The sequence below is a fragment of the Pedobacter frigidisoli genome (genome assembly GCF_032678525.1).
Taxonomy (GTDB): Bacteria; Bacteroidota; Bacteroidia; order Sphingobacteriales; family Sphingobacteriaceae; genus Pedobacter; species Pedobacter frigidisoli_A.
In genome coordinates, this window is sequence record NZ_JAVTSE010000010.1 from 72,813 (window position 1) to 99,807 (window position 26,995).

25 protein-coding genes and 1 pseudogene are annotated in these 26,995 nt (G+C 39.7%); 15 read left to right on the forward strand and 11 right to left on the reverse strand.

The features are described 5' to 3' along the window. Positions 1-108 precede the first annotated feature (108 nt). Genes R2Q80_RS20795 through R2Q80_RS20805 form a run of 3 tightly spaced genes read left to right on the forward strand, consistent with a single transcriptional unit; the run spans position 109 to position 1,387 of the window. Positions 109-483 carry a hypothetical protein gene (locus R2Q80_RS20795; RefSeq protein WP_316801457.1) on the forward strand — a complete coding sequence of 125 codons (375 nt, stop codon included), beginning with the start codon at positions 109-111 and terminating at the stop codon, positions 481-483. Further along, positions 402-950 (forward strand): peptidoglycan-binding protein, encoded by a 549-nt coding sequence (locus R2Q80_RS20800; RefSeq protein WP_316801458.1) that lies wholly within the window; start codon positions 402-404, stop codon positions 948-950. Before R2Q80_RS20795 ends, R2Q80_RS20800 begins: the two co-directional genes overlap by 82 nt. Beyond that, on the forward strand, positions 947-1,387 hold the full coding sequence (locus R2Q80_RS20805) for a hypothetical protein (RefSeq protein WP_316801459.1): 441 nt from the start codon (positions 947-949) through the stop codon (positions 1,385-1,387). Before R2Q80_RS20800 ends, R2Q80_RS20805 begins: the two co-directional genes overlap by 4 nt. A 148-nt stretch (positions 1,388-1,535) precedes the next feature. Here the strand turns inward: R2Q80_RS20805 and R2Q80_RS21945 are convergent, their stop codons facing one another. Continuing rightward, positions 1,536-1,721, reverse strand: a complete 186-nt coding sequence (locus tag R2Q80_RS21945) for a winged helix-turn-helix transcriptional regulator (RefSeq protein ID WP_410478777.1) — start codon at positions 1,719-1,721, stop codon at positions 1,536-1,538. A 398-nt stretch (positions 1,722-2,119) separates the two neighbouring features. Here R2Q80_RS21945 and R2Q80_RS20810 point away from each other — a divergent pair, with 398 nt between their 5' ends. The 5 genes from R2Q80_RS20810 (at position 2,120) to R2Q80_RS20830 (ending at position 8,372) form a co-directional block, all read left to right on the forward strand. Beyond that, a complete protein-coding gene (locus R2Q80_RS20810) occupies positions 2,120-4,258 on the forward strand; it encodes a hypothetical protein (protein ID WP_316801460.1) in 2,139 nt (712 codons plus the stop codon). After that, a complete protein-coding gene (locus R2Q80_RS20815; protein ID WP_316801461.1) occupies positions 4,248-4,580 on the forward strand; it encodes a hypothetical protein in 333 nt (110 codons plus the stop codon). The genes R2Q80_RS20810 and R2Q80_RS20815 overlap by 11 nt, the downstream gene beginning before the upstream one ends. Positions 4,581-4,649: 69 nt before the next feature. Continuing rightward, the gene (locus tag R2Q80_RS20820) at positions 4,650-5,408 is read left to right on the forward strand and encodes a DUF2971 domain-containing protein (RefSeq protein ID WP_316801462.1); all 759 of its coding nucleotides are present in this window, start codon (positions 4,650-4,652) and stop codon (positions 5,406-5,408) included. 64 nt (positions 5,409-5,472) lie between these two features. Next, positions 5,473-6,603: a protein kinase family protein gene (locus R2Q80_RS20825; RefSeq protein WP_316801463.1), complete on the forward strand. Its 1,131-nt coding sequence runs from the start codon at positions 5,473-5,475 to the stop codon at positions 6,601-6,603. A 326-nt stretch (positions 6,604-6,929) separates the two neighbouring features. Further along, positions 6,930-8,372 (forward strand): two-component regulator propeller domain-containing protein, encoded by a 1,443-nt coding sequence (locus tag R2Q80_RS20830; RefSeq protein ID WP_316801464.1) that lies wholly within the window; start codon positions 6,930-6,932, stop codon positions 8,370-8,372. 323 nt (positions 8,373-8,695) lie between these two features. On the opposite strand, the gene R2Q80_RS20835 is transcribed toward R2Q80_RS20830, so the two are convergent. Beyond that, on the reverse strand, positions 8,696-9,727 hold the full coding sequence (locus R2Q80_RS20835) for a hypothetical protein (RefSeq protein WP_316801465.1): 1,032 nt from the start codon (positions 9,725-9,727) through the stop codon (positions 8,696-8,698). Then, positions 9,711-12,413: a hypothetical protein gene (locus tag R2Q80_RS20840; protein WP_316801466.1), complete on the reverse strand. Its 2,703-nt coding sequence runs from the start codon at positions 12,411-12,413 to the stop codon at positions 9,711-9,713. The genes R2Q80_RS20835 and R2Q80_RS20840 overlap by 17 nt, the downstream gene beginning before the upstream one ends. A gap of 325 nt (positions 12,414-12,738) precedes the next feature. Here R2Q80_RS20840 and R2Q80_RS20845 point away from each other — a divergent pair, with 325 nt between their 5' ends. Together R2Q80_RS20845 and R2Q80_RS20850 are read left to right on the forward strand one after the other, a co-directional pair. Beyond that, positions 12,739-13,428, forward strand: a complete 690-nt coding sequence (locus R2Q80_RS20845; protein WP_316801467.1) for a hypothetical protein — start codon at positions 12,739-12,741, stop codon at positions 13,426-13,428. A gap of 199 nt (positions 13,429-13,627) precedes the next feature. Then, on the forward strand, positions 13,628-15,166 hold the full coding sequence (locus tag R2Q80_RS20850; protein WP_316801468.1) for a P-loop NTPase fold protein: 1,539 nt from the start codon (positions 13,628-13,630) through the stop codon (positions 15,164-15,166). On the opposite strand, the pseudogene R2Q80_RS21950 reads toward R2Q80_RS20850, so the two are convergent. The 5 genes and pseudogenes from R2Q80_RS21950 to R2Q80_RS20870 form a co-directional block, all read right to left on the reverse strand. Beyond that, a pseudogene (locus tag R2Q80_RS21950) lies at positions 15,071-15,268 on the reverse strand (hypothetical protein); the annotation flags it as partial. The gene R2Q80_RS20850 and the pseudogene R2Q80_RS21950 sit on opposite strands and share 96 nt — an antisense overlap. Positions 15,269-15,274: 6 nt before the next feature. After that, positions 15,275-15,538, reverse strand: coding sequence for a tetratricopeptide repeat protein (locus tag R2Q80_RS20855; protein WP_316801469.1), 264 nt, complete (start codon positions 15,536-15,538; stop codon positions 15,275-15,277). Between the two features lie 56 nt (positions 15,539-15,594). After that, on the reverse strand, positions 15,595-16,890 hold the full coding sequence (locus R2Q80_RS20860) for a hypothetical protein (protein ID WP_316801470.1): 1,296 nt from the start codon (positions 16,888-16,890) through the stop codon (positions 15,595-15,597). Position 16,891: 1 nt separating this feature from the next. Continuing rightward, positions 16,892-17,266, reverse strand: coding sequence for a hypothetical protein (locus R2Q80_RS20865; RefSeq protein ID WP_316801471.1), 375 nt, complete (start codon positions 17,264-17,266; stop codon positions 16,892-16,894). A gap of 313 nt (positions 17,267-17,579) precedes the next feature. Then, positions 17,580-18,164: a hypothetical protein gene (locus R2Q80_RS20870; protein ID WP_316801472.1), complete on the reverse strand. Its 585-nt coding sequence runs from the start codon at positions 18,162-18,164 to the stop codon at positions 17,580-17,582. Positions 18,165-18,403: 239 nt separating this feature from the next. Between R2Q80_RS20870 and R2Q80_RS20875 the strand changes: the two genes are divergently transcribed. The 3 genes from R2Q80_RS20875 (at position 18,404) to R2Q80_RS20885 (ending at position 22,377) form a co-directional block, all read left to right on the forward strand. Continuing rightward, a complete protein-coding gene (locus R2Q80_RS20875) occupies positions 18,404-18,772 on the forward strand; it encodes a BlaI/MecI/CopY family transcriptional regulator (RefSeq protein ID WP_316801473.1) in 369 nt (122 codons plus the stop codon). Between the two features lie 2 nt (positions 18,773-18,774). After that, complete coding sequence (locus R2Q80_RS20880) at positions 18,775-19,890, forward strand: M56 family metallopeptidase (protein WP_316801474.1); 1,116 nt, start codon at positions 18,775-18,777, stop codon at positions 19,888-19,890. Positions 19,891-19,980: 90 nt separating this feature from the next. Further along, positions 19,981-22,377, forward strand: coding sequence for a TonB-dependent receptor domain-containing protein (locus R2Q80_RS20885; protein WP_316801475.1), 2,397 nt, complete (start codon positions 19,981-19,983; stop codon positions 22,375-22,377). A gap of 559 nt (positions 22,378-22,936) precedes the next feature. Here the strand turns inward: R2Q80_RS20885 and R2Q80_RS20890 are convergent. Together R2Q80_RS20890 and R2Q80_RS20895 are read right to left on the reverse strand one after the other, a co-directional pair. Further along, positions 22,937-23,089, reverse strand: coding sequence for a hypothetical protein (locus R2Q80_RS20890; RefSeq protein ID WP_316801476.1), 153 nt, complete (start codon positions 23,087-23,089; stop codon positions 22,937-22,939). Positions 23,090-23,107: 18 nt separating this feature from the next. Continuing rightward, entirely contained in the window at positions 23,108-23,806 is a 699-nt protein-coding gene (locus tag R2Q80_RS20895; RefSeq protein WP_316801477.1) for a nitroreductase family protein, read from the reverse strand. 141 nt (positions 23,807-23,947) lie between these two features. On the opposite strand from R2Q80_RS20895, the gene R2Q80_RS20900 reads away from it, so the two are divergent. Continuing rightward, entirely contained in the window at positions 23,948-24,295 is a 348-nt protein-coding gene (locus R2Q80_RS20900) for a helix-turn-helix domain-containing protein (RefSeq protein ID WP_316801478.1), read from the forward strand. A 350-nt stretch (positions 24,296-24,645) separates the two neighbouring features. On the opposite strand, the gene R2Q80_RS20905 is transcribed toward R2Q80_RS20900, so the two are convergent. After that, on the reverse strand, positions 24,646-25,002 hold the full coding sequence (locus R2Q80_RS20905; protein WP_316801548.1) for a DUF1761 domain-containing protein: 357 nt from the start codon (positions 25,000-25,002) through the stop codon (positions 24,646-24,648). 376 nt (positions 25,003-25,378) lie between these two features. Between R2Q80_RS20905 and R2Q80_RS20910 the strand changes: the two genes are divergently transcribed. After that, positions 25,379-26,995 (forward strand): ATP-binding protein, encoded by a 1,617-nt coding sequence (locus R2Q80_RS20910; RefSeq protein ID WP_316801479.1) that lies wholly within the window; start codon positions 25,379-25,381, stop codon positions 26,993-26,995.

Genomic DNA, 26,995 nt, shown 5'->3' on the forward strand with positions numbered 1-26,995 from the left:
GGGCTAAATCAATTATCCTGATTTACCGCCCGGCCAGCCGGGGTTATAGCCAAGGGCAACACAAGGCTTTGCCGGGCGGTATTTCTTTCATCTTTAAATTTATTCATCATGAAAACTTTATTATTACAACTCCGCAAAGGAGATTTACTATTTCGTGTTTTTCTCCTGCTATTATTGGTATCGGGATTAACAACGGCCTGGCGGGTATTACCCTTGTTTTTGGGCAATGGCGATGCTACCGTAGGATGGTTAGACGCCGGCATCTGGCAGCTCGCATTCTTCAGTTTGATTTGCTGGTTCTGCCTGCTGCTCTTATCGCTGGGCTTGCTCAATATTTTACGAAAGCAACTCGCACTACCTTCAATTTATTTAATGGTTTCACAATTTAAAAATTTACCATCATGGCAACAGTTAAGTTTTTATTATGCCTGCTTTGCACTGCTTTTATTATCGGCAGTGGGCTGCCTGGCGGCGGTATTTTAAAGCCGCCTTTTCGTAATCAACCCACCCGGCAACTGATCCTTCAGGTTGCGGAAAGCCAGCTGGGTGTTCATGAAGCCACCGGCAGCAATGATGGCCTGGCTGTAGAAAAATTTTTGTACTATACAGGCAATGCCAAAGGAGATCCCTGGTGTGGAGCATTCGTGAGCTGGGTATACGGACAAGCCGGCTGCGGGCAACCCCGTACGGCCTGGAGCCCTTCCTTGCTTCCACTAAGCAAACGCATCCGCAAGCCTGAACCTGCAGATGTATTTGGTATTTACTTTCCCGGCCTTAAGCGCATTGCCCATTGCGGCATCGTGAAAATGCAACGTGGCTCCTGGATTATTACCGTGGAAGGAAATACCAATGTTGCCGGGAGCCGGGAAGGTGACGGCGTGTATAGCAAGTACCGCCATATCCGCACCATCAAGTATTTTGCCAATTGGCTGAAAGGGAATAAGTCATGAAGCGTTTACTACTACTGTTGGCCGCCTGTCTGGCGGCCTGCAGTACCTTACGGAAAGATTCCTCTAAGGCTTCATTGAGCTCGACCAGCAGTCTCCAAACCGAATTGACAGCTACCCAGCAATGGACAATAATGACTCATGATAGCAGTAACTCCGAATTGCAGTGGCGCATATGGCCGAAAGGCATTGTGTATTATTCGCCTGATAGTGGTTTTAAGGGGGAAGTGGAAATGATGGAGCTTTGGAAACGGGATAATCGGAAGGTAGAAACTAAAACAACAGGAGCGGCGGCTGTGACGCAAAAGCAACAGGCGCAACAAAGTTTAAAGGAAAAGAAGGGAGCGGTGAGTAGTTCGAGGGTTGGGGTTTGTTGGTGGTATTGGGTTTTCGGTGGGGTGATGTTGGTGGGGTGGGTGTGGTGGAGGGTGAGCCGTTAGCAATGCTTAGGGCATTCCGGTAGCGAAGCAGTAGTTGGGTGGCTTCTTCTATTCATATTTGAGTGGTAAATCTGTTGCAGGGTCATTGATTGGAGGCATGATCGAAAAGCAGGAAATGTTATATTTCCGTGGTGAACATAATGTATTTTCAGAAATTGAAATCATTAGGAGGCAAGATATTAACGAAGCTTGTGAGCGTGTGTTCTACTCTTGGCGGATTTGTTTGATAGACCCGTCGTAGAATTAACTTATTTTGCTGGAGCTCCTTACAAAGCGCCTTGCTGGTAATGCTCTTGTCGCTGCGCTGATTATCCCAAAACTGCTTTCGCCACAATATTTACTGACACACGTAAGCTAATTAGATTCTATTAGCTTAGGCTAAAATCTGCCATATTCTCAGCATACTTAGCCTGATTTATTTTTCACAAACTTATTTCCTATCTTTAGCTATCTAAAATTTTCATCATGTTATTTCGCTTTCTTTACCCTAATATTCTTTTTGTTACCTGCAAATCGAGCCCTCGACACTTAGACTTCCTTAGTCTGGATGCCACTTAAACCAAACTGAATATTGCCATGTCGATGTTTAACAAATAGAAAACAAACATGCAGTACGGTTTCCCGTAACCATCATTTTACGAATTATCCGATAATTGTTTAACATTAGTGGTATGTTACTTCCAACCAAAACATTATGGAACTGACAGCCCAGGAGATTTAAGAAATCATACGATGAAAATTGATATTCATGTCCATACCAAAAGAGTAAAAACAGGCGATGCAGAAACCAGAACTATAACGCCTGAGCGTTTTAACGACATTATCCGATTGACGGAGGTCCGGATATTGGCGATTACTAACCATAACCATTTTGACCTGGGCCAATACCAGGCAATCGCGGCAACGGTGATTGATGTTTGCCAGATTTGGCCAGGTATTGAACTGGATATTATGGAAGATGGCAACCGTGCCCACCTGCTTGTAATTGCAAATCCAAAGCATGCAGAACTCTTCAGCCAACGCTGTGACAAAATCCTAAATGGACAAGATCCAAATGCTTATACAATATCCATTTCAGATACCGTCGAAAATTTTAAAGATCTGGATTGTCTCTACATCGCGCACTACCTGAATAAAAAACCCAATCTCAGGGATGAGGAACTAGACCTTTTAGCCTCGCAAATTCCTAATCCACGGAGGGTCATCAAGGAGGCTGCAAACTCCATTTCCGCCGGTATTTTTATCAGTCACGGTCATAACTCTATTTATGGTTCAGATATCCAGGACTGGAACCAATACGAGGTACTTTCCCAGGATCTGCCCGAATTGCGACTTCCCGTGGATAGCTTCGAGCAATTCTGTCTGTTGCTGGATAAAAACGAGGCGACCATCAACACCATTTTGCAAAAGAAAACTTTTGATCAAGTTACCATAACGCCCTTTGGCGTTGGAGAAATTATTAATTTAGATATTTACAATGACATCAATGTCTTTTTTGGGTCCAAAGGCACTGGTAAAACAGATATCTTAAAAAGCCTTTCGCTCTATTACAATAGCAAAGGCTATGCGACCAGTGTTTACATGTCAAATGACAAACATGTCAACGATGTTTTCAACCTGCGTGGAATCAGCTTTAATACGGACGTTAGCGATTTCGGCCTGGATGAATGCACCAATGAGTTTGAATTCATCAAAACTGCCACCGAAGTCGCCGTTACCAGTATGGGTAAATACCGGCAGCACTTTTCAGGAGAGGAAACCAATAAAATAGCCCAGCAGCTAAAAATCAAAAACATCAACCATATCGATGAGGAGAATGCGCTGCGCTCGTTGGAGGAAATCAGCGAAATTCTGGATCATTTCAAAAAATTCCAATCATTCGTTTCGGAAGATGAACTGGTTATGGACCTAATAGAACAGCAATTGCTCGATGAACTGATCAATATCGTGGAGCGTATTCTGATCCGGCTTAAATCTAAGATAGATGCACAGTTTTTAGAGGCTAATAGCCTGCGATTACTCAATCAGATTGTCAAGATATTCAATCAGGAAGTCGCCAAAAAAACGGGCGTACCACAAAAGCCAACCAGTACCGGATTTATCGATTACGCGCGTAACCGCATTAAAATTGAACGGCAGATTAATAAAATAAAATCTATCATCGAAACCCCTATACCACCGATTGAAGATTTCGCTGGAGATTTGGGTGAAAAGGGCAAACTCTATTGTAGGACCAGCCTCAGGATTCAAAACGGTTCCTTTATTGATGGCGCTTATAGCACCGTCAAAAACATTAACAAGACGCCACAGAAAGAATTTGCGAATCAAATTACCGCCATATCGAAGCATGTGTACAGCAATGAACTTTTTGAAAAGATCGCCACCCTAAAGGATATTGATGGCGTCGAGCATATTCGGACCGTCAGTGATTTGCTATTGTTCAACAGGATATTTGTTCTGGATGGTAACCTATATCACCCATCAAACGGGGAATCATCCATGATCCTGCTGCACAAAGAACTTACAGAGGACAAGGAGATTTACCTTATTGATGAACCTGAAAAGAGCTTGGGGAATGACTACATTAATGATGTGATCGTCCCGATCATCAAAGAAAAAGCATTGTTAGGCAAGAAGGTGATTATTGCCACCCACGATGCCAACATCGCAGTCAGGACTTTACCTTACAACTCCATCTACCGCTTAAGAGAAAATGGGCTATATTATACGATGACGGGCAATCCGTTTTTTAATACACTAAAATGCATCAACAATTCCAGAGGGGAGTTAGACTGGAAAGAAATAAGTATGAAAACACTGGAAGGTGGAAAATCGGCTTTCGGGGAAAGAGGAAAAATCTATGGTAACTAAAAAAGCAACAATCAAAAGACAAACTGACCAAAGCAAATTAGTTTTGGAGGGCCATTCAGAAAATTTTGAGATTATCCTAACTGAGGATAATCCCAATAATATTAAAAGCGTATTCAACGCTATCCTCAAAGATTTAAAAAGGGGCTTAATTCAGTTTGAGTTAACTGATGAGAAGGAAGATATGTATTACCATATCTGCAGTGAATATGTCAAGCAGCTGAATGCGGAAATGGTTGTCATCTATGAGGAATTGGAAAAGTTTGAACTCGTAGAAGCCAGTGAGCAGGTGGGAAATGATGCCCCGGTTGACAGTAAAGAGTAAATTAAAATCTTTCAAAAACTGTCTAGTCTTTGACCTGCCCGTTTTTTGCTAAACCATACTAAAACAGCGATGCTAAAAAACCTCATATTCCTCACCGAAGCAGACCTCGAAAAATCCATCTATCGGATCTTCAGCTTTCAGCGGCTGCAGGAAATTTTTACGCAAAAAAAACTAACCCTTGTGAGGCCCTCCATGTGGGATGACCCGTTTGAAAATTTTATCCTCCGTGCTCAGGCTACCGTGGATGGTGGTACGCCTTTTAACATTGCTTCCCGAAATCACCACTATGGACAATGCTGGTCGAGGACAAAAGAAAGCGACGCCATGTGGCGCATCTACTCGCCCGACAAAGAAGGCGTTAAAGTGAAAACTACGATTGCTAAACTTTTTAGGCCACTGTTTGAAAAAGGTGGGAGTTTTAGGGATATCCATGACCAGGAATACAACCTCCAATCCTTTATAGGTAAGGTAAAGTATCAATCTCAAAAATCACTCACTGCAATGTTAGATGATACCATCAGGATGAACGGCAAAATCATGGACCAATCAGGATGGGGACAGGCTTCCTCGTTTTATTTTAAAAGATGGGCTTTCAAGCATGAGAATGAAGTCCGGCTTATTTTCAGAGACGATAATAATGTAGATGATTTAATCCATTTCGACATTGACCCCATTGAACTCTTCGACGAAATCGTTTTGGACCCACGCATGTCCACGGACGATGTAAACTATACCAAACGCGAGCTACGAAGTTGGGGGTACCAAAAAAAAGTTATGCAATCCGGGCTGTATAAGGTTAGGACCTTTGACATTAATTTATCAATCTAGTAAACATGAAGCAACCCTCAGCCAATTTCTAGGCAAAGAAATTTGGACTGTTATTTTACAATTTATGAAAGATGACATCATTCCATTCTTGCGAATTAAAGACTATAAGTTTATCAAAGACATAGGTCAGGGAGGTTTGGGTAAAACTTATCTAATTCAAGACGAACTAATCGACGAGAATTTCGTTTGTAAGAAATATACCCCAATGTATGATGAGCATAAAGAATTATATTACGATCATTTCGTAGATGAAATTAAGTTGCTCCATCTATTGTTTCACATTAATGTAGTCAGGGTATTCAATTTTTATCTTTATCCTGTAAATAAAACGGGATATATCTTAATGGAATACGTAGATGGCAGCATCATCAGTGACTACCTCGCAAATAATCCCCACCAGATCGATCAGGTATTTGTCCAAGTGATTAGTGGCTTCAGGCATTTAGAAGAACACAAGATACTACACCGGGACATCCGACCAGAGAACATAATGGTATCTAAAGACGGTTATGTGAAAATAATTGACTTTGGGTTTGGTAAAAAAGTGCTCTTTGACGAGGATTTTGACAAGAGCATCTCGTTAAACTGGCGGTACCCAACACCAATGGATTTTGCGCAAAAAAAATATAATTATGCGACAGAAATATATTTTATTGGTAAGCTCTTTGAGGAAATCCTCTCGGATAACGGTATCTCCGAATTCGCATATAAAGGGATTTTGCATAAAATGACGACTATAAATCCAGAGGCAAGAATCCAATCGTTTTTCGATTTAGAGCGGTTGATTATTGAAGGCGGTTCATCTCAGTTAGTCTTCGATGAAGAGGAGAAAAAAATATACCGCAATTTTGCCATAGATTTCAGCAAAATTTATTCAAAAGTCGAAACAACCGCGCAATATATCAAAGACCCTGCCCAGATAATTAAGCTTCTGGAAGAAGCCTACACCAATTCGATGTTGGAGACTACCTTGCAAAATGTTCAGTCGATATCCCGCTGTTTTATCAAAGGCGCGTATTATTTTAACAATTCTGCCGAAATTATAGTTGATGATATGTTCGCTTTTTTGCAAATGATAAAGAGGATGAGTCCAGAGCGTCAGAAAATTATAATAAACAATCTATGGCAGCGACTTGATCGTTTACCAAGGTATACGGATGAGGTATATCCTGATGACGACGACCTTCCATTTTAACGAATCATCTCTCCTGACTAAATTTTAAATCATCATGATCAAACTTATCTTCTCCAGAAACCCTGATATGGACAAAAGTGGCTTTCATGAATTGGCGCATCGACAATAATATCATTCCGAATATGATTAATATAGCTGATGGTTCCTTGATCAGTGCAATCCAACTAACCGAGCCACCCATTGAAAACAACCAATCCGTCATTGCTGCCTTGAATGCCCGATGATTCTGGTCAATAAATCATAAATATACCTTTCAAAAAAAGCTTCAAAGAAAATTGTTGCAAACCCATCGTGTAACCACCATTAAAAAGTCGACAAAATATACCATGAAAAAAACGCCGCTGATTATTGTCCTCACACTGTTTGCCAAGCTTGTCATGGCACAAAGCCTTTATCCTGAAAAATTTGAAAACTGCAAACTTTCCTCATTTTGCCTCGACTGTGGTGACCCGCAGGCTCAACCGCCGAAAACAGTCATCCAAAATATTCTTCGGGGTATTGGAGAACAACAGTTGGCCAGTTTAAAAGGCAGCCTCGAGATGCAAATTCTTATCAGCCAGGATGGCAAACCCTGCCTGCTGAGCGTGGATAATAAGACCGGGATTAGTTCTGAATTGCTAAACCTTAAACGTTCGGTGAATGCTACTGAAAACTGGACGCCCGCCATGAACGGCACCAAAAAGGAGAACAGTTCAGTATCACTTATCCTGGAGTTCGAAGACGGCAAGTTTCGGGCCAAGCGCAGGACATTTGATTTTACCAACCAGTCAAATATGAAAGCTGCGGGCACACCCGACAAAAAGGGAAGTGAAAAAGCCCAGCTGAGCGAAAGCTGGAAAGTTTATACCCAAAGCAATTCAGAACTCCCTTGGGACATGTCGAGGGCGGTAGCCTGCGATAGAAAGGGAAATGTATGGATTGGCACGGACAATGGAATTGTAAAAATCACAGATGAAAAGTGGTCACATTTCAATGCTTCAAACACAGCAATAGGCGCAAAACCTTACAACAAGAAACAGACACAGTCTGTGCGCGATATGGAGGTTGACGGAAAGGATAACAAATGGTTTGTGGTCGGGTATGATGTTTACCGCTATGATAATCAGACCTGGACCAAATTCGACTCTGTAAATTCGCCTATCAATTGGGCCAAAAACATTTTTGTCGATCGACACGATAATATATTTTTTACTTCTTGGCATGGGGTGATGAAATTTGATGGTAGTAAATGGTCAGTACTTAACAGAAAGAACTCCAAACTCCCATCAGACAATACTTTGGGGGCGTTCGTGGATAGTAAAAACCGCATCTGGATTGGTACTTTCGATGGGAACGTCATGATAGAAAAGGGAAAAACAATTTTATTGAACGATAAAACTTCACCGCTTTCAAGGGCATATATATCAAAAATGCAGGAAGATAAATTGGGAAACTTGTGGTTTTCGTTATACAACGAAAAAGGTACAGCAGCCGGAATTTATAACTACACTCCTGATGGGAAATGGCAGCGCCTTTGGCAGGAGGATGAACAGATGTTTTCGGCCAATAGTATCAACGACTTCTTTCTCGATGAAGAAAAATGTGTATTGTGGCTCAGCCAAAATAACGTCGGTATTATTAAATATAACATTTCCTCAAAAAAGACAGAAATATATACCACTGAAAATTCCAGCGTACCAAGTGTAAACGTTGAAAGGATTGCGAAAGACAAGAATGGTGCAATATGGGCAGCAACTTACGCAGGCGTCATTAAGACCGAACTAAAATAACCCTACTACAAAAAGTATTAAAAAATTCCTACGAAAGTTTACTAAACTACTTGGAGAATATAGCAAAAAAACTAGCTTACTTGGTCGGCAAGATCACCTGCTATGTGAGTCTTATAAATTTTTTGTTTCGGGCTGTTTTTATCCATTCCAAACTATTTGTTGATCACAGGATAAACCTGCATAGAATTGTTGGTTTGGATTATATGGTAAAATGAATGTAGTTAGTACTTTGAAGCTTATCAATTTAACGAAATTAGTGTAGGCACAAGCTATAGGCTTGCGCCAGGGGGGCATTAAAGTTTTAACCTTTTTCAGAGTTAAAATTATAAAAGTCCAATGTCCTTCGAAATATCCTGAACAAACTTTGCCATGGGACGTTTATGCACATCATCAGGCTCATCGTAGTTTCCAATTAACAATCTATTAATGATTTTTTTATCAGGGAAAAGAGACCTAAATCTATTGAACAAGGATTCAACATAAGGCTTGCTGTAAACGGCTTGTTTAATGATAAGCTCCTCGGCAACGTCTTTCTGCATATTGTAAATTTTACTGATGCTGAAAAGTTTTTCATAGTGCTCCAAAAAAGCGTCATTTGCAACATTTGCTGGTAAAACATGTTTAAATTTGATTTCTAGATCTGCCGGGTTAGCTTTGGTTTTGTATTTGATAAGACTTTGGTTGTCTATAAAAAATTTAAAAACTTCAGGTGAGCCAGTGTCATTATAGAGAAAGAAATTGACATCTCCGGTGCTTTTGGCTTTGTTACAACTTCCACAAACGGGGTATAAATTGTAAAATGATGTGGAAAGAAATGGATACTTAGACTTGGGGTGCTTATGATCCAGCTCTAATAGTCCTTTCCACGTTTTAATCTGTCCTTTTACCTTGCCCAATTTGGGGTAATTTTTTTTATAGTATGTCTTTTCTATAACCAGAGTCAATTGTGAATGACAGTAAACACAAGTTTTAATGCCCATAGAACTGAGAAAGTATAGAAATTCATGTTCCCGTAATTCTTTGTAACCCATGGCGCTGACAACTGTTTTCCAAAACAAATTTGTAATGGATTTGTGAGGAATCAACTTTTCAAACTCAGCTTTCAAAAGTTCCATTTCAGCATCATCGGCGTTCAGTATCCTGAAATATTCTTCTTCTATTTTTAGGATATAAGCAATCATATCCAGGGCTGATAATTTAAATTTTTCCTGTCCGCCATTACTCGTTACGGTAGATTTTAAATTCTCCAGCCGGTCCATGGGCATTTCAAAATCCGGGCCTCTGCCCAAAAATAGATTTTTATTAAATGAAACAACGGCAGTTTTTAATGCTGGTGTTTTAATTATTTTTCTCATTTTCCAGCTTTATAAGTTCAATTTTTAATTCAGAAATTCTTTCCTCTCTACTCAATTTGAGCTTAAATTTCTCCCGGTAAAGTTCTCTGAGTTTTCTTTGAATTAGCGGTTCCCCTATGATATTAATTGCATTTTCCGCAGTTTTTTCAGTCCACTTGATGCTGGGTTTTTCTTTTTCAGGCGATAGGTAAAGGGCTAAATCTGAAATGACCCATTGTGCATAGGCTCCCATAAATCCCTCGTTTAAAAAGAAACTACTGGATAATAGTTCATGTATGTTTGCTCCAAAAGTTCCAAGCCCTTTGGTATTATCATCTAAAAATAAGATGTTGTTATTTGGAATATCCGAGAGAATGAAAGGTGAATGCGTAATAAAACAGATATTAAGGGCTAACCCATCTCCAAGTTGAATTTTTTTCAAATACCATAGCATGAAAGAGATAAATGTTCTTTGCATTTCTGGATGAAAATAAAGCTCCACCTCGTCGAAAACAACGTTAATACAACTATAAGAGGCAACCCCTTTTTTAATTGGTACGGAATCCAAATTTATAAGATGGTATGCAAGGGTTGTCACTGAATAAATCCGCTGCTTCTCACCGGAACTTAATGAATCAAAACTATCACCCGCTTTTTCAAAAAAAATCTCTGTCGCCAGAAATGGTGGAGGAACTAAATACGGAATTTTTAATCTTTCGCTTTGATGGGTCCCGATGATTGCCTGAATATCTTTAGAGAGCAAATCTATTGAAACTATTGTTCCTGAGGTTAGATTTGGTTCGCTTAAATGTTTGCTGATATGATCATATTTCAGAAAATTGATGGCTTGTCTCAATTTAAAAGTTACATGGCTATAGTTAGTCGATAATAGTGAAATATAATCGGAATGCTTATTAAAAGTATTGGTATTAACATTAAAATATTTGCCCCAGTCCCGAGGATATTTTATGGTAATGCTAATGAGCTTTTTAATTATATATGCAAAAGCGTAAAAATCTGCATCACGTTTTTTAGTACCCAGACTGGGGATTCTATTCTCCTCTATGCCAAAAGTCTTGCACACTGTTTTCAAAACCGTTTTCCAATAACCTCTGGCATCTTTAAGCGTAATAGCCTTATATATGTAGTTCGATTTTTTTATGCTAACGGCCACATCAAAAAGTTTTTCGATCTTTTCCTTTTCTACCTTAATTTTAAAACTCGTAGCTATTTTACCCTTTTTCAATGTACGTAAACTCTCCTGTTGAGATGAATAATCAGTTTCATCTATTGGTTGAAGGAGAAGGGATAGTAATCTGGATTTAACCAGCTCCATCTCACTATTTATATCAATATTGCCTTTCTTCCTATAAGGACTAATCGTTATGGGCATTTCATACCCATCATTTTTATGGAAGATATGATGTATCCACATACCTAAATGGTTACTGTTTAATCCATAATGTGCATAGTTGATAGCCAAAGTATAGAAGAATTCTTCCAACTCAAATTTTCCAAAATCAATGGAGCTGGGACTGTTATAGACAGTACCTGCATTTTCATATCTGAAGATTAAAACATCGTCCCCGCTAATTACAATTCGGTGCAGAAACGTGGACAGATAGAAGAATTCTAGGTAGATATCTTTTACGTATTGAATTTCCTTCTTCTTTACCGAAGGATGTTTCTGTGAAAGATTATTGATGGCGGCATACAGTAATTCGGTTAAAGTACTCTTACCTGAACCATTTTTACCTACGATTGCCGATATGCTAATCTCTAAGTCTCCTTGAAAATAAAATGAAACATCTTTATTTGGATCATAGCTAATGCTCGCCAAATCCGAAAAATCATAACACTGATAAAATTGATAGGTTTTGTCCGTCTCCAGTGTTTTGATAGTGCTCGGGAACTCCTTCATTTTTTTATCAAACCTGATAGCCAACAGCTTGTGAGGTCGACGAATTCGTTTTACCGAAGGGCTATCATTGGTTTTATCAATTAAGTTTTCAGTTGCAACATTATCATTTTCATGAGCTGCCCGATAAACAAGTTTGGAGAATTCTATATGATCGCCCAGTGGGATGTTTAGGATGAATGTATATTCCTCATAGGTTTTTGGACGACTGGAAATCTGCCCCGACAGCAATAGGTATTCAACTGTATTTTTATCCAACGGCAGATAGAATTTAGGCCTGACCCAGAAGAGAAATATCGTAATTGAAGCAACATCTAATCCATACCACTTTTGGGAAAGGGAAAATATTTTTTTGTTCAGCTCTGGCTTGTAATTTTGGGAGCTTCTAAAAAGCGTCCAAATCTCAACCTGCGCCTGTATTGTCCTAACGGCAATTATTCTTGTGGTAATCGGAGTTGGGCACCCATCATAATTGATAATTCCATCAACCTGTTTCGCTCCTAAAATCTTAAGGTAATGATTTAACTTATCGGTTCTGGTTTTATCCTTTAATCTTGAATCATTAAAACTGGCGAAAATGGTAATCGGGTCGACCGATGGGGTTTCAGTCGCATCAAATCTTTGAAGCCAGGGATTTGCACTTAAAAATTCTTTGTTTTCTCTGAGCCGAGCATAAAGCGCTGGACCTGATGCATGTTTATGTTCTTTTGAAAATGTCATCAGTGCCTGCGATAATTCCCTATATGCATCTGCCCAATTAACGTTGGCTGTTTTTTTTTGCGGTGTCATCTTGGAGGTTAATTTTAAATTGGCCTAATCTAAGGAATATTCAACAGCTGTTCAATTTCCTAAGCTATATTAATGATAGTTCTAATTTTAGCTGGAAAAAACAGAACTCATTGGTCTCCTGTTACCAAACAAACTTAGTTTGAATATCAAGCCCGAGCATCTTCTCCAAGTTCTGCCTCAAAATCCCATCGAAATTAAAAATAGATCAACAAAAATTATCATTAATGTATGATATGTTAGTAATTTTAAGTCGGTCTTTGAAATCAATTCGAAAATAATTATTAACTTAAGCAATTGATTAATTGGAAATTAAAGCAAGTTCATTATGCAAAAGATTACCGTACAGGAACTCGTAGAGTTCAACCGCAAAACATCTGAAAAAAGCAAGCGCAACTTTGCCTATAAGCTCAAAACCCGCCTCCCAAAAGAAAAAAAAGAAGATGGGGAAGAGAGTGGAGGAGGCGACTATTGGATAACGAGCACAAGCTGCATCTACAATGTTATCAAACACAATAGCAATACATTTTATGAAGGCAAAATCGAAGATCTGCTTAATAAAATCGAATCCACCGAAATAACCAAAACCAAATCTATGCACCGAAGAAACATCGAGATTCTATCAAGCTTCCGAGACTTCAACCACCAGGAAATCCGCCCCGAGAAGATTGCCACATTCGAACGCGTTCAAAAAGTCCATAAAATTTATCCCATTGACAACTTTCCCCTATACCTGAACCCTAATCTGGTCTTCAGCTATGAGGAAAACGGGAAAAAATACGTCGGCGCCATCTGGCTTATCGCCAAGATCGGCGGATTCAAGAAAGCAGAACTGGGCATGTTCTGCGAGTTGCTTTATAAATTTCTTGAAAAAAACTACGCCGACACCCACCAGATTTCCGAAAAATTCTGCACCGCAGTAGATACTTATGGGGCCCAAAGCATCACCTATGCAGACATGCTCCAAGGTAAAACTCCTTTTTTAATCCATAAAACCATCGAGGAATTGAAATCATAAACACAAATGATAGAGAATATTGCTAAACATTAATATAATCTCTATATCTATTAGCAGCCACAGCTTTTGATCTATAGTTAATTACTTCCATTATAAAAATTTCAAACTTTACCTACTCTCACTGTTTAACTTCAGAAGATGTTTTCCTTTTGGTATTTTGCTCTTAATTTAAATTGCAAAAGCTGAAAAATCTCTACTTATGGCAAACGCTACCAACAGACCAGATGATTATTATATCAATACCAGTGAAATCATTGAAGATTTTCATGAGCACATCAAGCCAGAACACAATAAAAGAATCCTATTTTCCGCACCGTTCGGGGCGGGTAAAACCTCATTTTTAGAGGAGTTTTTCAAAAAAGAGGAGGAATATATCCCCGTTAAACTCTATCCGGTCGATTATAGTGTCTCCAGTAATGAGGATATATTCGAGCTAATCAAACATGATTTGCTGGTATACCTGATGGAAAACTTTAGCCCGGAGATTGCCCTTGAAAAGCAAGACATCGACATGCTAGTTGCAGGAAAGATGTGGTTAGATTCCCAACTAGATATTTTTCCATTTCTGCCCGCCCTGGCGAAGCTAGTCCCGGGCTCGGATACCATAACTGAATTCACTGCCGAGCTTAAAAATACGTTTCATCAGATCGTAAAACATAGAGCAGATTTAGGTCAGGATGAGTTAGAAGTGATCATCAAATACCTCGCGCAAGAAAGACTCCGATCTGGATCAATCAGGGAGCTGGACGGGATTACCGGCCGCATCAAAGAGTTTATTCAGCGAATTCGACAGGCAAAACAGGGCAAAAAAATCATCCTGGTCATCGATGATATGGATAGGTTAGACCCGGACCACATCTTTAGACTGTTCAATATCTTTACCGCGCACCACGAGAGTCAGACCGAGGAAAATAAATTTGGCTTTGATAAAGTAATTTTCGTTTGTGACATCGTCAATATCCACCATATATTCGTTCATAAATATGGCCCCTTAGTAGATTTTCAAGGCTACATCAATAAATTCTACTCCACCGTGATCTATAAGTTCGATTTCAGAGAATTTCTGAGTGAAAATCTAGCTAGTTTTTTCATCAAGAATGTCATGAAGAATATGGTACATGATATCCATACCTCAGCAAACTCTATTGCCAATATCTCTAGCCGTGAGCCCAAGTTTGCAGAAACACTACAGTATATGATGAAGGGATTGATTACCATCGACTCCATCAAAGTGCGCAACTTTACCAAACTCAGCACTTACGAATACCCAATGGGGCAGTTTAGAATTGTAAGCGGTCGGACTTTTCATGACCGCGATTTTCCATTTCTGGTTTTAATTCACGTATTAAGGCAATTCTACCCACGGATAGAAGATTTGACACCTGAACTTTTACGCCTTTCCAAAGAATTCAACTCCGATTACGGACAAGAAGAGGAAGATTCATATGATGATGCCAGTGCGAAACTACTTATCCAATGGGCGGTGCCATTTATTACACCAGATTACAAGGTTTTGGACAAGATAGGGAAGTTTGATAACATCAAATTTCAAATTGTAAATGAACATAATAAACTCGTGAATGGGGAATTAAGTCGGTCTTTGGAGGGCAATTACTTCATGAAAAAATTGGCTACTAGTTCCCTAGAAGGAAGACTTTACATTAAACGGCCTAATCCATACTGGTACCTTCACCAAGCACTGATAAATTGCCTTAAAAACGGCATTGTTCGCGATTAGGATTGATTGTAATAGTTGATCCTGTAATTTAATACACCATCTCGATGCACTGGCGAAATCAGGGGAGAGTTCAATAGCTTTACTATAATGTTCAATTGCATTCTCATATTAATCATTATAGGATAAAATGTCGGCAAGTGAATTATGCAAATATAAATCCTGATCGTTTAGCGAAACGGCATAATTGAGCCACTTCAATGCGCTTTCAATCTCGTCTGTCATATAACAACACGAGCCAATGCTGTGTGCAATTTCTGCATCTTGCTGAGAGGGTTGATGCGCCTGGTAATATAGTTGTATTGCACTTTGAAAGTCTTTGAGTTCGAATGCGCTGTCAGCTTGTTCGATGAGTGTAGATAGTGGAATAGACATGGAGTATTACAGATGTATGTTTAATTTTTTGATTTTAAAACAATAGAATTGAGTACCTATCTCAGGTCTGATCCGATCAATTTGGTATTTAGTGAATAAAACAGGTTTAAGAAACTGATCAATTGATTACCGCCGTTTTTGCTTCCGTAAAGGTTTTTGTAATCTTTTCCAAATGAATAGGATAGTGCAATGGTATTGGAAAATTTGTATGAAATGTCTATGCCATATTTATTATCCCAGCTATTTTTTGCGGCAGTATAAGTCACGTTATCAATCACTACCTTGGGCAAGTCATTTGATTTCTTCCTGAGTACTCCCCAGGCTGATATTGCTAGTTTTTGATCGGTGCCAAATGAAAAGTTGATTTTATAAATCAAATCAACATTACTGGATGCATTGACTGAATCTGTTTCAAATACACGTACGTAACGCAGTGCTGCGGTGCCATCAACCGGACTGCTTTTTCCAAATTTGGTAGTATAATCGACCCAGAGGGCTGCTTGCGAAAATCTCGAATAATCAAACTGATTAGTTGGAAAAGCGAGCGCCAAGGCCCCGCTGAACTGGAAGTTTCCGGTTTCTTTGAGCGCTTCTTTAATTTTTTCGCTCATAGCTGCTGCAGGTGTTTGGTTATATTTAGTGATGTAATCGCTAACAGTCGATAATATGATGGCCTTGTTAGTGCTGTCGAGATTATTGTAGGCCATTGACGATAAGGTTTTGGAAAGTGTATCATTGAGCATGGTTTGGATCTGGCCCCGTTCTTTCCATAATTTATCTCCGGCAGGGGGGCTCTTGATTTTACTTTCGATGTCACTTTTTAAATCGCCTGCCGTTTGGCCCGTAAAAGTAAGCAGGTATAATACAAAATCGCTTTGCCAGTTAACTTTCGCTTTCAGGCTATTGGCTTCCTTTTGAAGGTTTTGGCTCAGCGCTTGCCTTTTTTTATTGGCAAATGCGATTGGCAGGCGAAAGCCGAAACCTAAGCTTTGCACCGAATCTTTAATATAGGGCGCTTTGGCAGAAGCGATTGACAGGGAAAGGTTTCTTAAACTAAAGCCTTGTTTTTCCAGGTAATCAGTGTAAGTGAATTTAGGATGGTTACTCAGCCAATAGGGCTTGAATTCCATGGCGAAGTTCCTGGGCGCAGCGCCATCATTCCCGGTCAGGTTTTGATAGAGAGAGGCCTGAAACTTGTTCCAGTTGTTTGGCTTTGCAATTTCTGTCGGACTGATTCCCAGAACAGTGAATGCCGGAGCAGATGTTGGGCTTACCGTTGAAATATCATTTTGTTGCCCATACGCATTCAGCATCATCGTAAATGATACCACTATTAACAAAATCCTTTTCATGTTAAATGAAGTTAAGTGTGGTGACAAAAATGGCGGTAGAATTGGTGGGTAGGGTCATCGAAGAAGTACCAACCGGATTCATTTGACTAAGTTGATCAGGGGATTTAGGCGCTTTAGAAAGATAATAGGCTACAATGAGATTATCAGTATCGGGATTGACGTCAATCACAACAGAAACTACCATAGAGTTTTTCCCCTTGATCAACGAACCCATTCCTACTGGTGCATTGATGATATCGGGAGAAAACTGATCGTTGTTCAGGTTCTTGAATGTGGTAGAGCCGATCTGTCCATTTCCGATGATCACGTTTAAAAAGTAAGATTCATTGCTGCTTACGGTAAAGTCAATTTGCTTGTTTGAAATTTGAGAGCTCATTAGCGTTTGTTTTAAGTTACTGCAATATAGGTGTTTATATTGTTGTTTTTCGGCTATTCTGAATGATTGGATTAGATTTATATCAACATTTGTGATAAAAAATAATGTTGACCCATCTGTTATGATAGAAGCGGTTTGACGGGAGTCTTATGATTCTAATTTTGGATATAGCTATCAAATAGACCATGGGTTAAATGCCTTTACTGTATATTTTGATCTGGCTTATTTAGTGGGTGGTTTCGAAGATAAAATCATTTCGACAGACAATCCCGAACAGTGGAGTGTAATGATTAGTTACGCCGATGGCGAAAACTTAATTCATCAGGAATTTCGGTAATTCTAAAATAGTATAACCACTTTCTTCCAGTTTTTTCATACGTTTCTTTTCCCGATGCTCCAATATACCAAGCCTGAAAATCACCATTATGAGCAGGTATGAAATCAAAAAAAATGAGGTTCCACAGATTAGGGTTGTTTTGAAAAGTTCATTTAGGTCGCTTGGAAGGTTAGATTTTACCCAATTGATTGTAGGTTGATCTGGCAGGTAGGAGATAGTGGCAGTTACCGGAAAGTTTTTGTTCATGCTTTCAACTTCATCAATGCTGAATGCATGTGCGCTTGATTTGATAATTTTCCCATTAGGCAAACTGAAGGTATAAGTGAAATCACGCATGCTGGGATGATCCGAATAAGCATATAGTCCGTCTTCGCCGGAAATTTTTCCTATTGCCGTTTTTCCATAGACAATCAATTGATACTGGCGGTATGGATTGATGTATTCTCCCCATATGAACAAATATATAAATGCCAGGATTGCCAGATCCAACCAGGGAAACCATATTCGGTACAAGTCCTTAAGGAATATGACAAGCTTTGCTTTAGCAACAATGAATTTCATAACGACTAAAATTTAAATCAAATTAAGAAAAAAAGAAATTGGAACCAATAAATGTTTAGTCATCCGCGGAACTGCACCCTCGTAAACCTTATTAGTAAAAGGATAAGTTAGCAAGATCAATCGAGGGGCCTCACTCGCGCCTGAACGCTGGTGCGAGATTAAGTCAATCTTTAATAATTTGTATATTTAGTTGTGGTAACTAATTTTTTAGCTGATATTTGGATTCCAATAAACAGGCTATGGATATCAAAGATTTAACTCGAGTTGAAAGCCAATTGATGCAGGTACTCTGGAAATTAGAAAAAGCATTCGTAAAGGAAATTCTAGGTGAGTTGCCAGATCCAAAACCTGCATACAGCACTGTTTCAACCATCATCAGGATTTTAGAGAGCAAGGGTGTAATCGGCTATGAAGCTTTCGGTAAAACCCATCGCTACTTTCCCATAATTAGCAAAGAAGAATACATGCGTTATGAGGCGGATAAATTTTTGGGCAGTTATTTTTCCAATTCAGTACAAGACATGCTCTCCTTTTTTGTTCAGGAAAAGAAAATCGATATGAAAGACGCCGAACAGTTGCTTAAAATGATCGATCAAATAAAAGATTGATTATGGGACTTGAATATTACTTTCTCTGGTCTGGCGTTTCGCTGGTTATATTTTACCTCTTTTATATGCTATTGCTTAAGAGGGAAACTTTTTTTGTTTTTAACAGGGTTTACCTGCTTGGTGCGCTTTGCTTATCGATGCTAATGCCATTCCTGGATCTGTCTTGGTTACTTGTATTGCCAAAGGCAGAGCTAATAACCCATACACTTGCGGTTGTTGGGGCAGAGAAATTAGGGAATAATACAGAGAAAGAACTGAACTGGGTAACTCTTGTGTATTGGATTGGAGTTGTGCTAAGTGCAACGCGATTATTCATCAAGATAGCAGGTGTGAAAAAACAGCTGACACTGCCCAGGGATGGCGATGCATTTTCTTTTTGGAAAACAAAAGTGATAGACCGAAAGCTTTCTGGCCTAGCCGTGATTGATGCGCATGAAAATATACACGTTAAACAGTTGCATACATTCGATCTGTTGCTGGTTGAAACAGTAGGCGTATTTTTTTGGTTCAATCCCATTGTTTATGCCTATCGTAAAAGCCTGAAGTTGATCCACGAATATTTGGCAGATGAGTATGCTTGTAACTTTACAGCAAGCAAAAAACAATATGCCATGTTGCTTTTTCTGCAGAACCTGAATGCGGGACCAACATTGGCAAATACCTTCTATAATACCTCCCTGCTCGAATCGAGAATAAAGATGTTACAACGTAAAAGGTCTAACCATTATAGGCGCTGGAAGTATGTTTTATGTTTGCCTCTAATTGCAGTTTTGTGTTCATTTAATACCTCAGGTATAACGGGTAACAATGATAAAGTTGACCAGTCAGCAAGTTTCCCTGGTGGGTTTGATGCTTTCAGTAAATACTTGATTGATAATGCAAAAAAAGTTTCCGGTAAAAATGGAAGGGTAATTGTGAGTTTCGTTGTGCAGGCCAATGGGGAAATTAGCAATGCAAAAGTTGAAAAAAGTTTAGATGAAGCAAGTGATAAAGAAGCATTGAGGCTTATTAAAGCTTGCCCAAAATGGAAACCTGCATTGCAAAATGGAGAAAAAGTAAATTCAGCTTATCAAATTGCGATAAATTTTAACTCTGATAATCAGATAGATAAGCAATAAATTAATAATTTAGCTGCTATAGCTAATTTATTAGTTGTTTGACTAAATATTTAGTTATATGTTTGGGTTGTTCAAATTAATCCAAACGTTATGCTTTTTATTTTACCTCAACCCACCCGCTTTTATTATGGCTTAGTTTTCGTTTTGGTTTTCACCACCATGCTTGTTAATGCCCAACAAAAATTGGGTAAAATAACCGGAAATGTAGTTGATGAAAAGCTTGCTGAACTCCCATTTGTACAGATCCTTTTAAAAAGAAGTGCAGACTCTAGCGTGGTTAAAGCGATACTTGCGAACGATAGGGGACAGTTTAGTTTCGAAGTTCCTGATGGCAAATATTTTATCGATTTGAGGATGATGGGTTACAGCACGGTGCACTCCAAAGTTTTTGACATCGCTAATGCACAAACTCAATCGCTCGGGGTTATTCGGCTATCGCCAACGGCAACACAATTGGCTGCTGTAAATATTACGGCAACAGTTCCTTTTGTGGAAAGACGGGCAGACAAACTCATTGTAAATCTTAACGGTTTAGGTTCTGGCGCACCGATTATGGAAGTGATGAACCAGCTACCTGGTGTAAGTGTTAGCCCAGATGACAGAATCAGCCTGAATGGTAAATCGGTCCAGATCTATATTGATGGTAAGGCCACCACACTTTCATCAGAGGCACTGGCTGGTATGCTGAAAGGAATTTCTTCATCCGCTATCCAAAAGGTAGAACTCATTGCCCAACCCTCTGCAAAATATGATGCTGCCGGGAATGGGGCAATCATCAACATTATCCGTAAACGTAATTATAAAGCCGGGCTGAATGGAAATGTTTACGCAGGAGGAGGGAAAGGGACATTTGGTAAAGCGAATGGAGGTCTTAACCTGAACTACAAAGGAAAAGCTTATAATCTGCTGCTTAACTTAGATTATAATTACAACAAATATTTCTACGATAGTTACATTGCTTCTACTTTTTTAGGTGCCGAAGGAATAGCCTTAAGTCAATCAACTACTGCGATCAAAAGCACCAGAACCAATGCGAATTACACGCCAAATCTGGGAATGGATTTTTATCTCTCAAAGCGTACTACACTGTCTGCTTCGTTTAAACCTGGATTTCAGACCTTCGGCCGCAATAGCACTGCCAATATAGATGATGTTGCTCGGCAATCGCAGTTTATTAATCTGGTTAATATTCATGCATCTAATCTCTCATCTGGACTTCGACTACAACATCAAATAGATAGCTTGGGAAGGGATTTGACACTAGATTTAGATTATTACCGTTACGGTAATTACAACGATCAGGACAACAGAACCCTTACGTTCAGCCCCGCATCAGACCTGCAAAGCGTGGTTGGTCAAGACCGTGTTTTCGATGTTTATGCTTTTAAAATGGATTACACACATCCTTTAGCCAAAGGCCATCAGTTAGAAATGGGTATGAAAACGAGCTATGTTAATGCTAAAAATTCCAATTTTTATCAGGATTTCGCTGGTCAGCAAAGCAACTTATTTGATTACAAAGAGAGTATTTCAGCACTTTATTTTACTTATGCCCGCACTGGCGATAAATTTTCCTATCAGTTGGGGATAAGGGGCGAATATACCAATGGGCAGGGTGAACAGGAGTTTGGAAAGGACCGTTTTACCAGGAGCTATTTCCAGCCATTTCCATCAGTACATCTTGACTATAAGTTTACCAAAAATCATAGCCTTAGCTTAGGGATGAACAAAAGGGTAGAACGCCCTGGTTACGAAAGCCTGAATCCGCTGGTGCGAATCATTAGCAGCAACAACCTGCAACAGGGAAATCCGGCACTGAAACCTTTGGTTGCCTATAATGCTGATATATGGTATGGTTATAAAAATGCATTTTTCTTTGGACTAACATATAGTCACAGCGTTGATGATTTTACCAGTATTTCCGTTCCTTTGGTAAATAGTGTGATATCAACACTCCCGGGAAATGCAGATTATGGCAATTACTTTACGCTTCAGGCAATGTATGGCAAACAGGTATTGCCATGGTGGTATACCAGTTCGAATACCATTTTATCCAAACGTTCATTTAAGGGAGAGTTTAATGGGGGTTTGCTGGAGAGCGATGGGATAGCCAGTCTTTCTGGAACTTCGTATAACAGTTTCTCGCTGAGCAAAAATTTCTCGGTGATGTTTCTTTTCAATTATCGTGGCAAAAGTGTAGATCGGACAATTACCAACCGGGCTTTTACTTATGTTACGGCAGGTATTCGGCAGCAACTATTAAATAAAAAAGCATCTGTTCAGTTAAATGCTATGGACATTTTTAAATCATACCGTAATGAATATAACCAGAATAGCGGTACCCTGCAACAATTGTGGCGAAACCAGTTTGAAACCAGGATGGTGAAGCTGAATTTTAGCTACAGCTTTGGAGGTACGGTTAAAAACACTAAAAAGAGCAATGGTGCAGAAGATGAACGAAAACGAAGTGCTTTAAATGAGAATTAAAGTTCAGGAAGAACCCGAGTGTAACCCTTCCTAACTATCGGACTGATTTAATTTTAGTTGTTCTATGCTATCTAAATCTTATTGAAGGGCGATGATATCACCATCTTCAAGCTGGGCTATTCGGAAAACTTCTCTGGAAATTAACGGAACATTTTCCTTTAGTCTTCATGGCTGCAATAGATCATGCTTATTGGAACAGGAAGACCTGCGATTTCCTGAGAAAGCTCCATTTGTATGGCATAGGAATGTCTCTTCTCATTCCTGCCTTTCAGTTTTCACTTGGATGATAAAAAAAACGCCGCCTTGGGCGGCATTTTTTTATTAGCGCTTAGCTGATCTCGATCTGTTTAAAGGGTTTTCGGAGGCCTTTTATTGAGGTATGGTCTAAAGGATGCCTGGCAAGGCACTTTCTCCCGATGCTCTCAAAAAATCTAATAAACTAACTGTTTGTCTGCCAGGTAATTTACTTGCATCGCTTTTATTTGGCTTGAACTCACCATTCGCTATCGCTGTAGCAAATCTAGACAGGTCGCTTCATCATCCTTTGAAACGCCGAGGCTTATAAGGTGCTAATATACAGCTCAATCCCTGCTGGATTGTAAGGCAAGGTTATGCCTTTTCTTATCGATAGCAATTCAGCAATTTCACCGAATGGATAAGCGGTATCTGAGTCAATTATGTACTCTTTATTTTCATGATTTGGATTGCTCATATTTTAGGTAAATTATCGTTATTTTTGCATTAGGCCGTCCAGAGACTGGCTCATTGCCTCAAGACCTGTTTCCACCGCATCTTCAATGGTCATTTCTGTTATGAAAACTTCTTTGGGTGTTCGCACTTTTTTCATTTCGACTAACCAATCGTTTTCTTCATCCCGGTAACCCAGGGGCAAGAGTACGGTACTTCTGTAACCTGTATCCTTCAGTTTAAGCAATATGTCCAGTTGTTCTGGTAAAAAACCTTCTATTGGTGTGGCATCTACCCTTTGCTCTGCGGCCGCAGCAATTGCCAGGGCAAAGGAGATATAACTTTGCTTGGAGGCGTGATGCGCTTCCCATTCTTTTCCTTCAGTTGCAAATAACTCCATAATGACAGACTTGTAACTGTCCATTGTTTCATGCGGAAGTTGGCGCTCATCCATCATATAGTTGAATACTTTGCTAATCCGTTCATCTGTGTACTCGTCCCAGGCTGCAAAGATGAGCAGATGTGAACAGTCAGTGATCTGACTTTGATTATAGGCAAATCCCTTGATTTTTTCAAGTAACTTTGGATCAGAGACTACAATTATCTTATACTGCTGAAGACCTGATGATGAAGGCGCCATACGTGCGGCTTCCAGGATGTAATCTAATTTCTCTTGAGGTATCCTCCTACCATTCATTTTCTTTGTGGCATATCGCCATTGTAAATCTGTAAGTAAACTCATATTATTTTTTTAACCAAAATTACATTGTTCGACTTGAATAAAGTAACTTTGTGACAAAAAGTTACTGTTACATTCAGGTATCCTATGTGACAAATAAGTAACCATATTTAAGTAACTATATCAGAATTAAGCTTTTAGATTATGGAGCAAATGCCTTTTAGTGAATGCCTGGTTAAAATCAGAGCTATCGATGATACCATGGAGCTATTAAATGGGAAATGGAAAATCTCTATCATTGCAAGACTTTGTTATAAACCGATGCGTTATTCCGAACTTTTGAAGAATCTTAATGGAATATCTGGCAAAATGCTCAGCAGGGAACTACATGAACTGGAAATCAACGGGGTTGTCAACCGTGAAGTTGCTTCAACCAAGCCGCTGGCTGTAAACTATTCGGTTACAGAATATGGGATGTCATTAAAACAGTTGACAGATACCATTGCCGATTGGGGAATTAGGCATCGTAATAGAATTCTCAGTGACATTTAAATCAGTTACATCTGCTATCCGTTAATTCGATGCTTATTGGCTAAAGAATCATTTATTCTGACTTTAAGCTCATAATGATCTCAGCAACTTTCTGTAAATAAGATAGGTCCATGAACTGATTATTATTCCAGAACTCCAGTTGATCCACTATTTGTGCTAAGCCAAAAAAAATCTACAGCCAATCCACAGTATATCGTGGGTTACGAATACAGCGTCAGATTATTTTTGTTAATGTACTTTCACATATTTTTTTGGTTTCAATCCTTGGTACCGCGCAAATAACTTCGCAAAATGGCTTAGGTTAATAAATTCCAAAATATATCCTAACTCTGCAGCGGAGCATTTCTTTTCTACCAAGAGAATAACATGTAAAAGAGGCCCTCAAAATGGCTATGCTTTGGGATATTAGGACTGATTGCGATGTTTACAATATTTGCAACCAGACACCCAATACCCACTACCAGCGCTAATTCCATGGCACCGGCGATTGAAGAAATATCCAGTGCATAAATCAATAATGCGGTCGTAATGACAATTACCAGGGAGCAAATCGCCGGACCGATAATAGAAATTGCCGCAGGTTTGACGGGTAGTTGATCGGCTTTTCCCAAAAATATGGCATACTGTTTTTTGAAAAATAAAGTAAACCACATTCCCCTTAACATAAAGTAGATAACGAATGCGATAAGTACGCTGATCCAGTTCAGCGATGTAAATGATTGATCATAAGTTTAAATTTTAGTATGATTTAATAATACAAATGTCTCTTATGCTGTGACAACAGTTTGTCACGGCTTAAAAATGTTTTTGATATTAATCTTTGGCTGTTCAAACCAATTCATTTGACTCTTTTCCGCCAGCTCACTACAATGCAGGCAAACAAAATCTTAAAGCAATTTTATTTCTGGTGAGACGGGATCAATTTACTCAGGTTTACCCGATTAAGCCTGAAAACGATATTTCAAATGTATATCGCAGGCTCGTCATATATGCAATTGCTGTCGAAAAAAAAATACAAACCAGAAGTTAAAACTTTTGAGAAAGGTGCGTATGTTTATGCAACTTATCCGAAAACTTCCAGATTTGAATACCTATATACACGCGATAGACAACCTCATTCCAGATAATGATCACCGCCGGGTTGCGGCACTGGAACGCTATCAGATTTTTAATGACCTCCGCGAACCGGTCTTCGAGCGCATCTGTGAAATGGCTTGTTCCTTATTTAACGTTCCTATGGCTCATGTCTCGTTTCTGGACGCAACAACTGAGCTCGTTAAAGCGAACGTCGGACTTGGAGATGAGGTAGTTCGTGTTCCTCGGACAACCAGCCTTTGCGCTATCGCTGTATTGAACGAGGAGGTCACCGTAATTCCGGATGCGCTAAAGGATGAACGACTTGCGGGGCATCCTTACGTTTACGGTGAATTTGGCCTTCGCTTTTATGCAGGCGCACCAATAAAGAGCAGGGATGGCTTTACCGTAGGCACAATGTGTCTTGTCGGCCGCGAGGTCATGCATCTCTCGGAAAAAGAGATTAATTTGTTGGAGAAATTAGCTGTAATTGTTTCTGAGCAGCTTGAACTGCGCCTGCAGAACCTTGAAAACGAATTTATACAAAAGGCGGCGAATTCAAAGTTATTTGATAGCGAACAACGACTGGTAAGTATCCTTGATACCATGGCCGACGGGGTTTGCATCGTGGATGCTAATGGCCGCGCTACTTACATCAACCACATGGCGGAGCATATATTCGGAGTAGACCTCGAGGGGATGCAGCATCGCGCTTACAATGATCAGCTGTGGGTGAATGTTCATCTCGATGGTACCGTAATTAAAGAGGAAGAACATCCTATGTATATCATGCTGAAAACCGGGCTCCCTGTTTATGACCAGGAAATCGGTATCAGCCGCCATGGAAAAGAAACATTTTACATTTCTGTAAATGTTGCCCCGCTTTTTAACGAATTGCAGGAGCTTTCAGGTGGGGTATGCACTTTTATGGACGTAACAGCCAGACGAAAGCTCATAAAAGAAAAAGATGATTTTATTAGTATCGTAAGCCATGAGCTCAAAACACCTATTACCAGCCTGAGAGCATCGCTCCAGCTTATGGAAAAGATTAAAGAAAACCTTTCTTCTCCCATGTTTCCCAAACTCATTGAACAGGCCAGTAAGAGTATGGACAAGTTAAACGGATTGGTGGCAAACCTGCTCGACGTAAACAATATTCAGCAAGGGCAGCTTTCGCTTCACAAGACGACATTTACGATAGCCGGGATGCTTGATGAATGCTTTAACCATCTCAGGCTGGCCAGCGCCTACCAGGTGATCATCACCGGGGATCGGGCACTACAGCTCTACGCTGATGAGTATCGTATCCAGCAGGTGGTTATTAATCTGGTTAACAACGCCGTCAAATATGCGCCGGAGTCGAAAATCATCGAAATCAATATTTCCAGACAGGATAATCTGGCAAGAATAGCAGTGAGCGACAAGGGGCAGGGGGTTTCAGCAGAAAAAATCCCTCATCTTTTCGACAGATATTACCGGGCGGATTACAAGGAATTGCATTATTCAGGACTTGGATTGGGCCTGTATATTGGTGCCGACATCATCCGTAAGCACGGCGGGGAAATTGGAGTTGAATCAACCAGCGGACAGGGGGCTACCTTTTGGTTTACAATTCCCCTCAGCTAA

Bases quoted from the DNA above. Each gene is read 5' to 3' on its own strand.
- R2Q80_RS20825 (WP_316801463.1), top strand. From the start codon at position 5,473: ATGAAAGATGACATCATTCCATTCTTGCGAATTAAAGACTATAAGTTT.
- R2Q80_RS20800 (WP_316801458.1), top strand. From the start codon at position 402: ATGGCAACAGTTAAGTTTTTATTATGCCTGCTTTGCACTGCTTTTATT.
- R2Q80_RS20890 (WP_316801476.1), bottom strand. From the start codon at position 23,089: ATGAGCAATCCAAATCATGAAAATAAAGAGTACATAATTGACTCAGAT.
- R2Q80_RS20870 (WP_316801472.1), bottom strand. From the start codon at position 18,164: ATGAAATTCATTGTTGCTAAAGCAAAGCTTGTCATATTCCTTAAGGAC.
- R2Q80_RS20820 (WP_316801462.1), top strand. From the start codon at position 4,650: ATGCTAAAAAACCTCATATTCCTCACCGAAGCAGACCTCGAAAAATCC.
- R2Q80_RS20815 (WP_316801461.1), top strand. From the start codon at position 4,248: ATGGTAACTAAAAAAGCAACAATCAAAAGACAAACTGACCAAAGCAAA.
- R2Q80_RS20895 (WP_316801477.1), bottom strand. From the start codon at position 23,806: ATGAGTTTACTTACAGATTTACAATGGCGATATGCCACAAAGAAAATG.
- R2Q80_RS20845 (WP_316801467.1), top strand. From the start codon at position 12,739: ATGCAAAAGATTACCGTACAGGAACTCGTAGAGTTCAACCGCAAAACA.
- R2Q80_RS20840 (WP_316801466.1), bottom strand. From the start codon at position 12,413: ATGACACCGCAAAAAAAAACAGCCAACGTTAATTGGGCAGATGCATAT.
- R2Q80_RS20855 (WP_316801469.1), bottom strand. From the start codon at position 15,538: ATGTCTATTCCACTATCTACACTCATCGAACAAGCTGACAGCGCATTC.
- R2Q80_RS20830 (WP_316801464.1), top strand. From the start codon at position 6,930: ATGAAAAAAACGCCGCTGATTATTGTCCTCACACTGTTTGCCAAGCTT.
- R2Q80_RS20885 (WP_316801475.1), top strand. From the start codon at position 19,981: ATGCTTTTTATTTTACCTCAACCCACCCGCTTTTATTATGGCTTAGTT.
- R2Q80_RS20900 (WP_316801478.1), top strand. From the start codon at position 23,948: ATGGAGCAAATGCCTTTTAGTGAATGCCTGGTTAAAATCAGAGCTATC.
- R2Q80_RS20875 (WP_316801473.1), top strand. From the start codon at position 18,404: ATGGATATCAAAGATTTAACTCGAGTTGAAAGCCAATTGATGCAGGTA.
- R2Q80_RS20835 (WP_316801465.1), bottom strand. From the start codon at position 9,727: ATGAGAAAAATAATTAAAACACCAGCATTAAAAACTGCCGTTGTTTCA.
- R2Q80_RS20865 (WP_316801471.1), bottom strand. From the start codon at position 17,266: ATGAGCTCTCAAATTTCAAACAAGCAAATTGACTTTACCGTAAGCAGC.
- R2Q80_RS20850 (WP_316801468.1), top strand. From the start codon at position 13,628: ATGGCAAACGCTACCAACAGACCAGATGATTATTATATCAATACCAGT.
- R2Q80_RS20880 (WP_316801474.1), top strand. From the start codon at position 18,775: ATGGGACTTGAATATTACTTTCTCTGGTCTGGCGTTTCGCTGGTTATA.
- R2Q80_RS20795 (WP_316801457.1), top strand. From the start codon at position 109: ATGAAAACTTTATTATTACAACTCCGCAAAGGAGATTTACTATTTCGT.
- R2Q80_RS20805 (WP_316801459.1), top strand. From the start codon at position 947: ATGAAGCGTTTACTACTACTGTTGGCCGCCTGTCTGGCGGCCTGCAGT.
- R2Q80_RS20810 (WP_316801460.1), top strand. From the start codon at position 2,120: ATGAAAATTGATATTCATGTCCATACCAAAAGAGTAAAAACAGGCGAT.
- R2Q80_RS20860 (WP_316801470.1), bottom strand. From the start codon at position 16,890: ATGAAAAGGATTTTGTTAATAGTGGTATCATTTACGATGATGCTGAAT.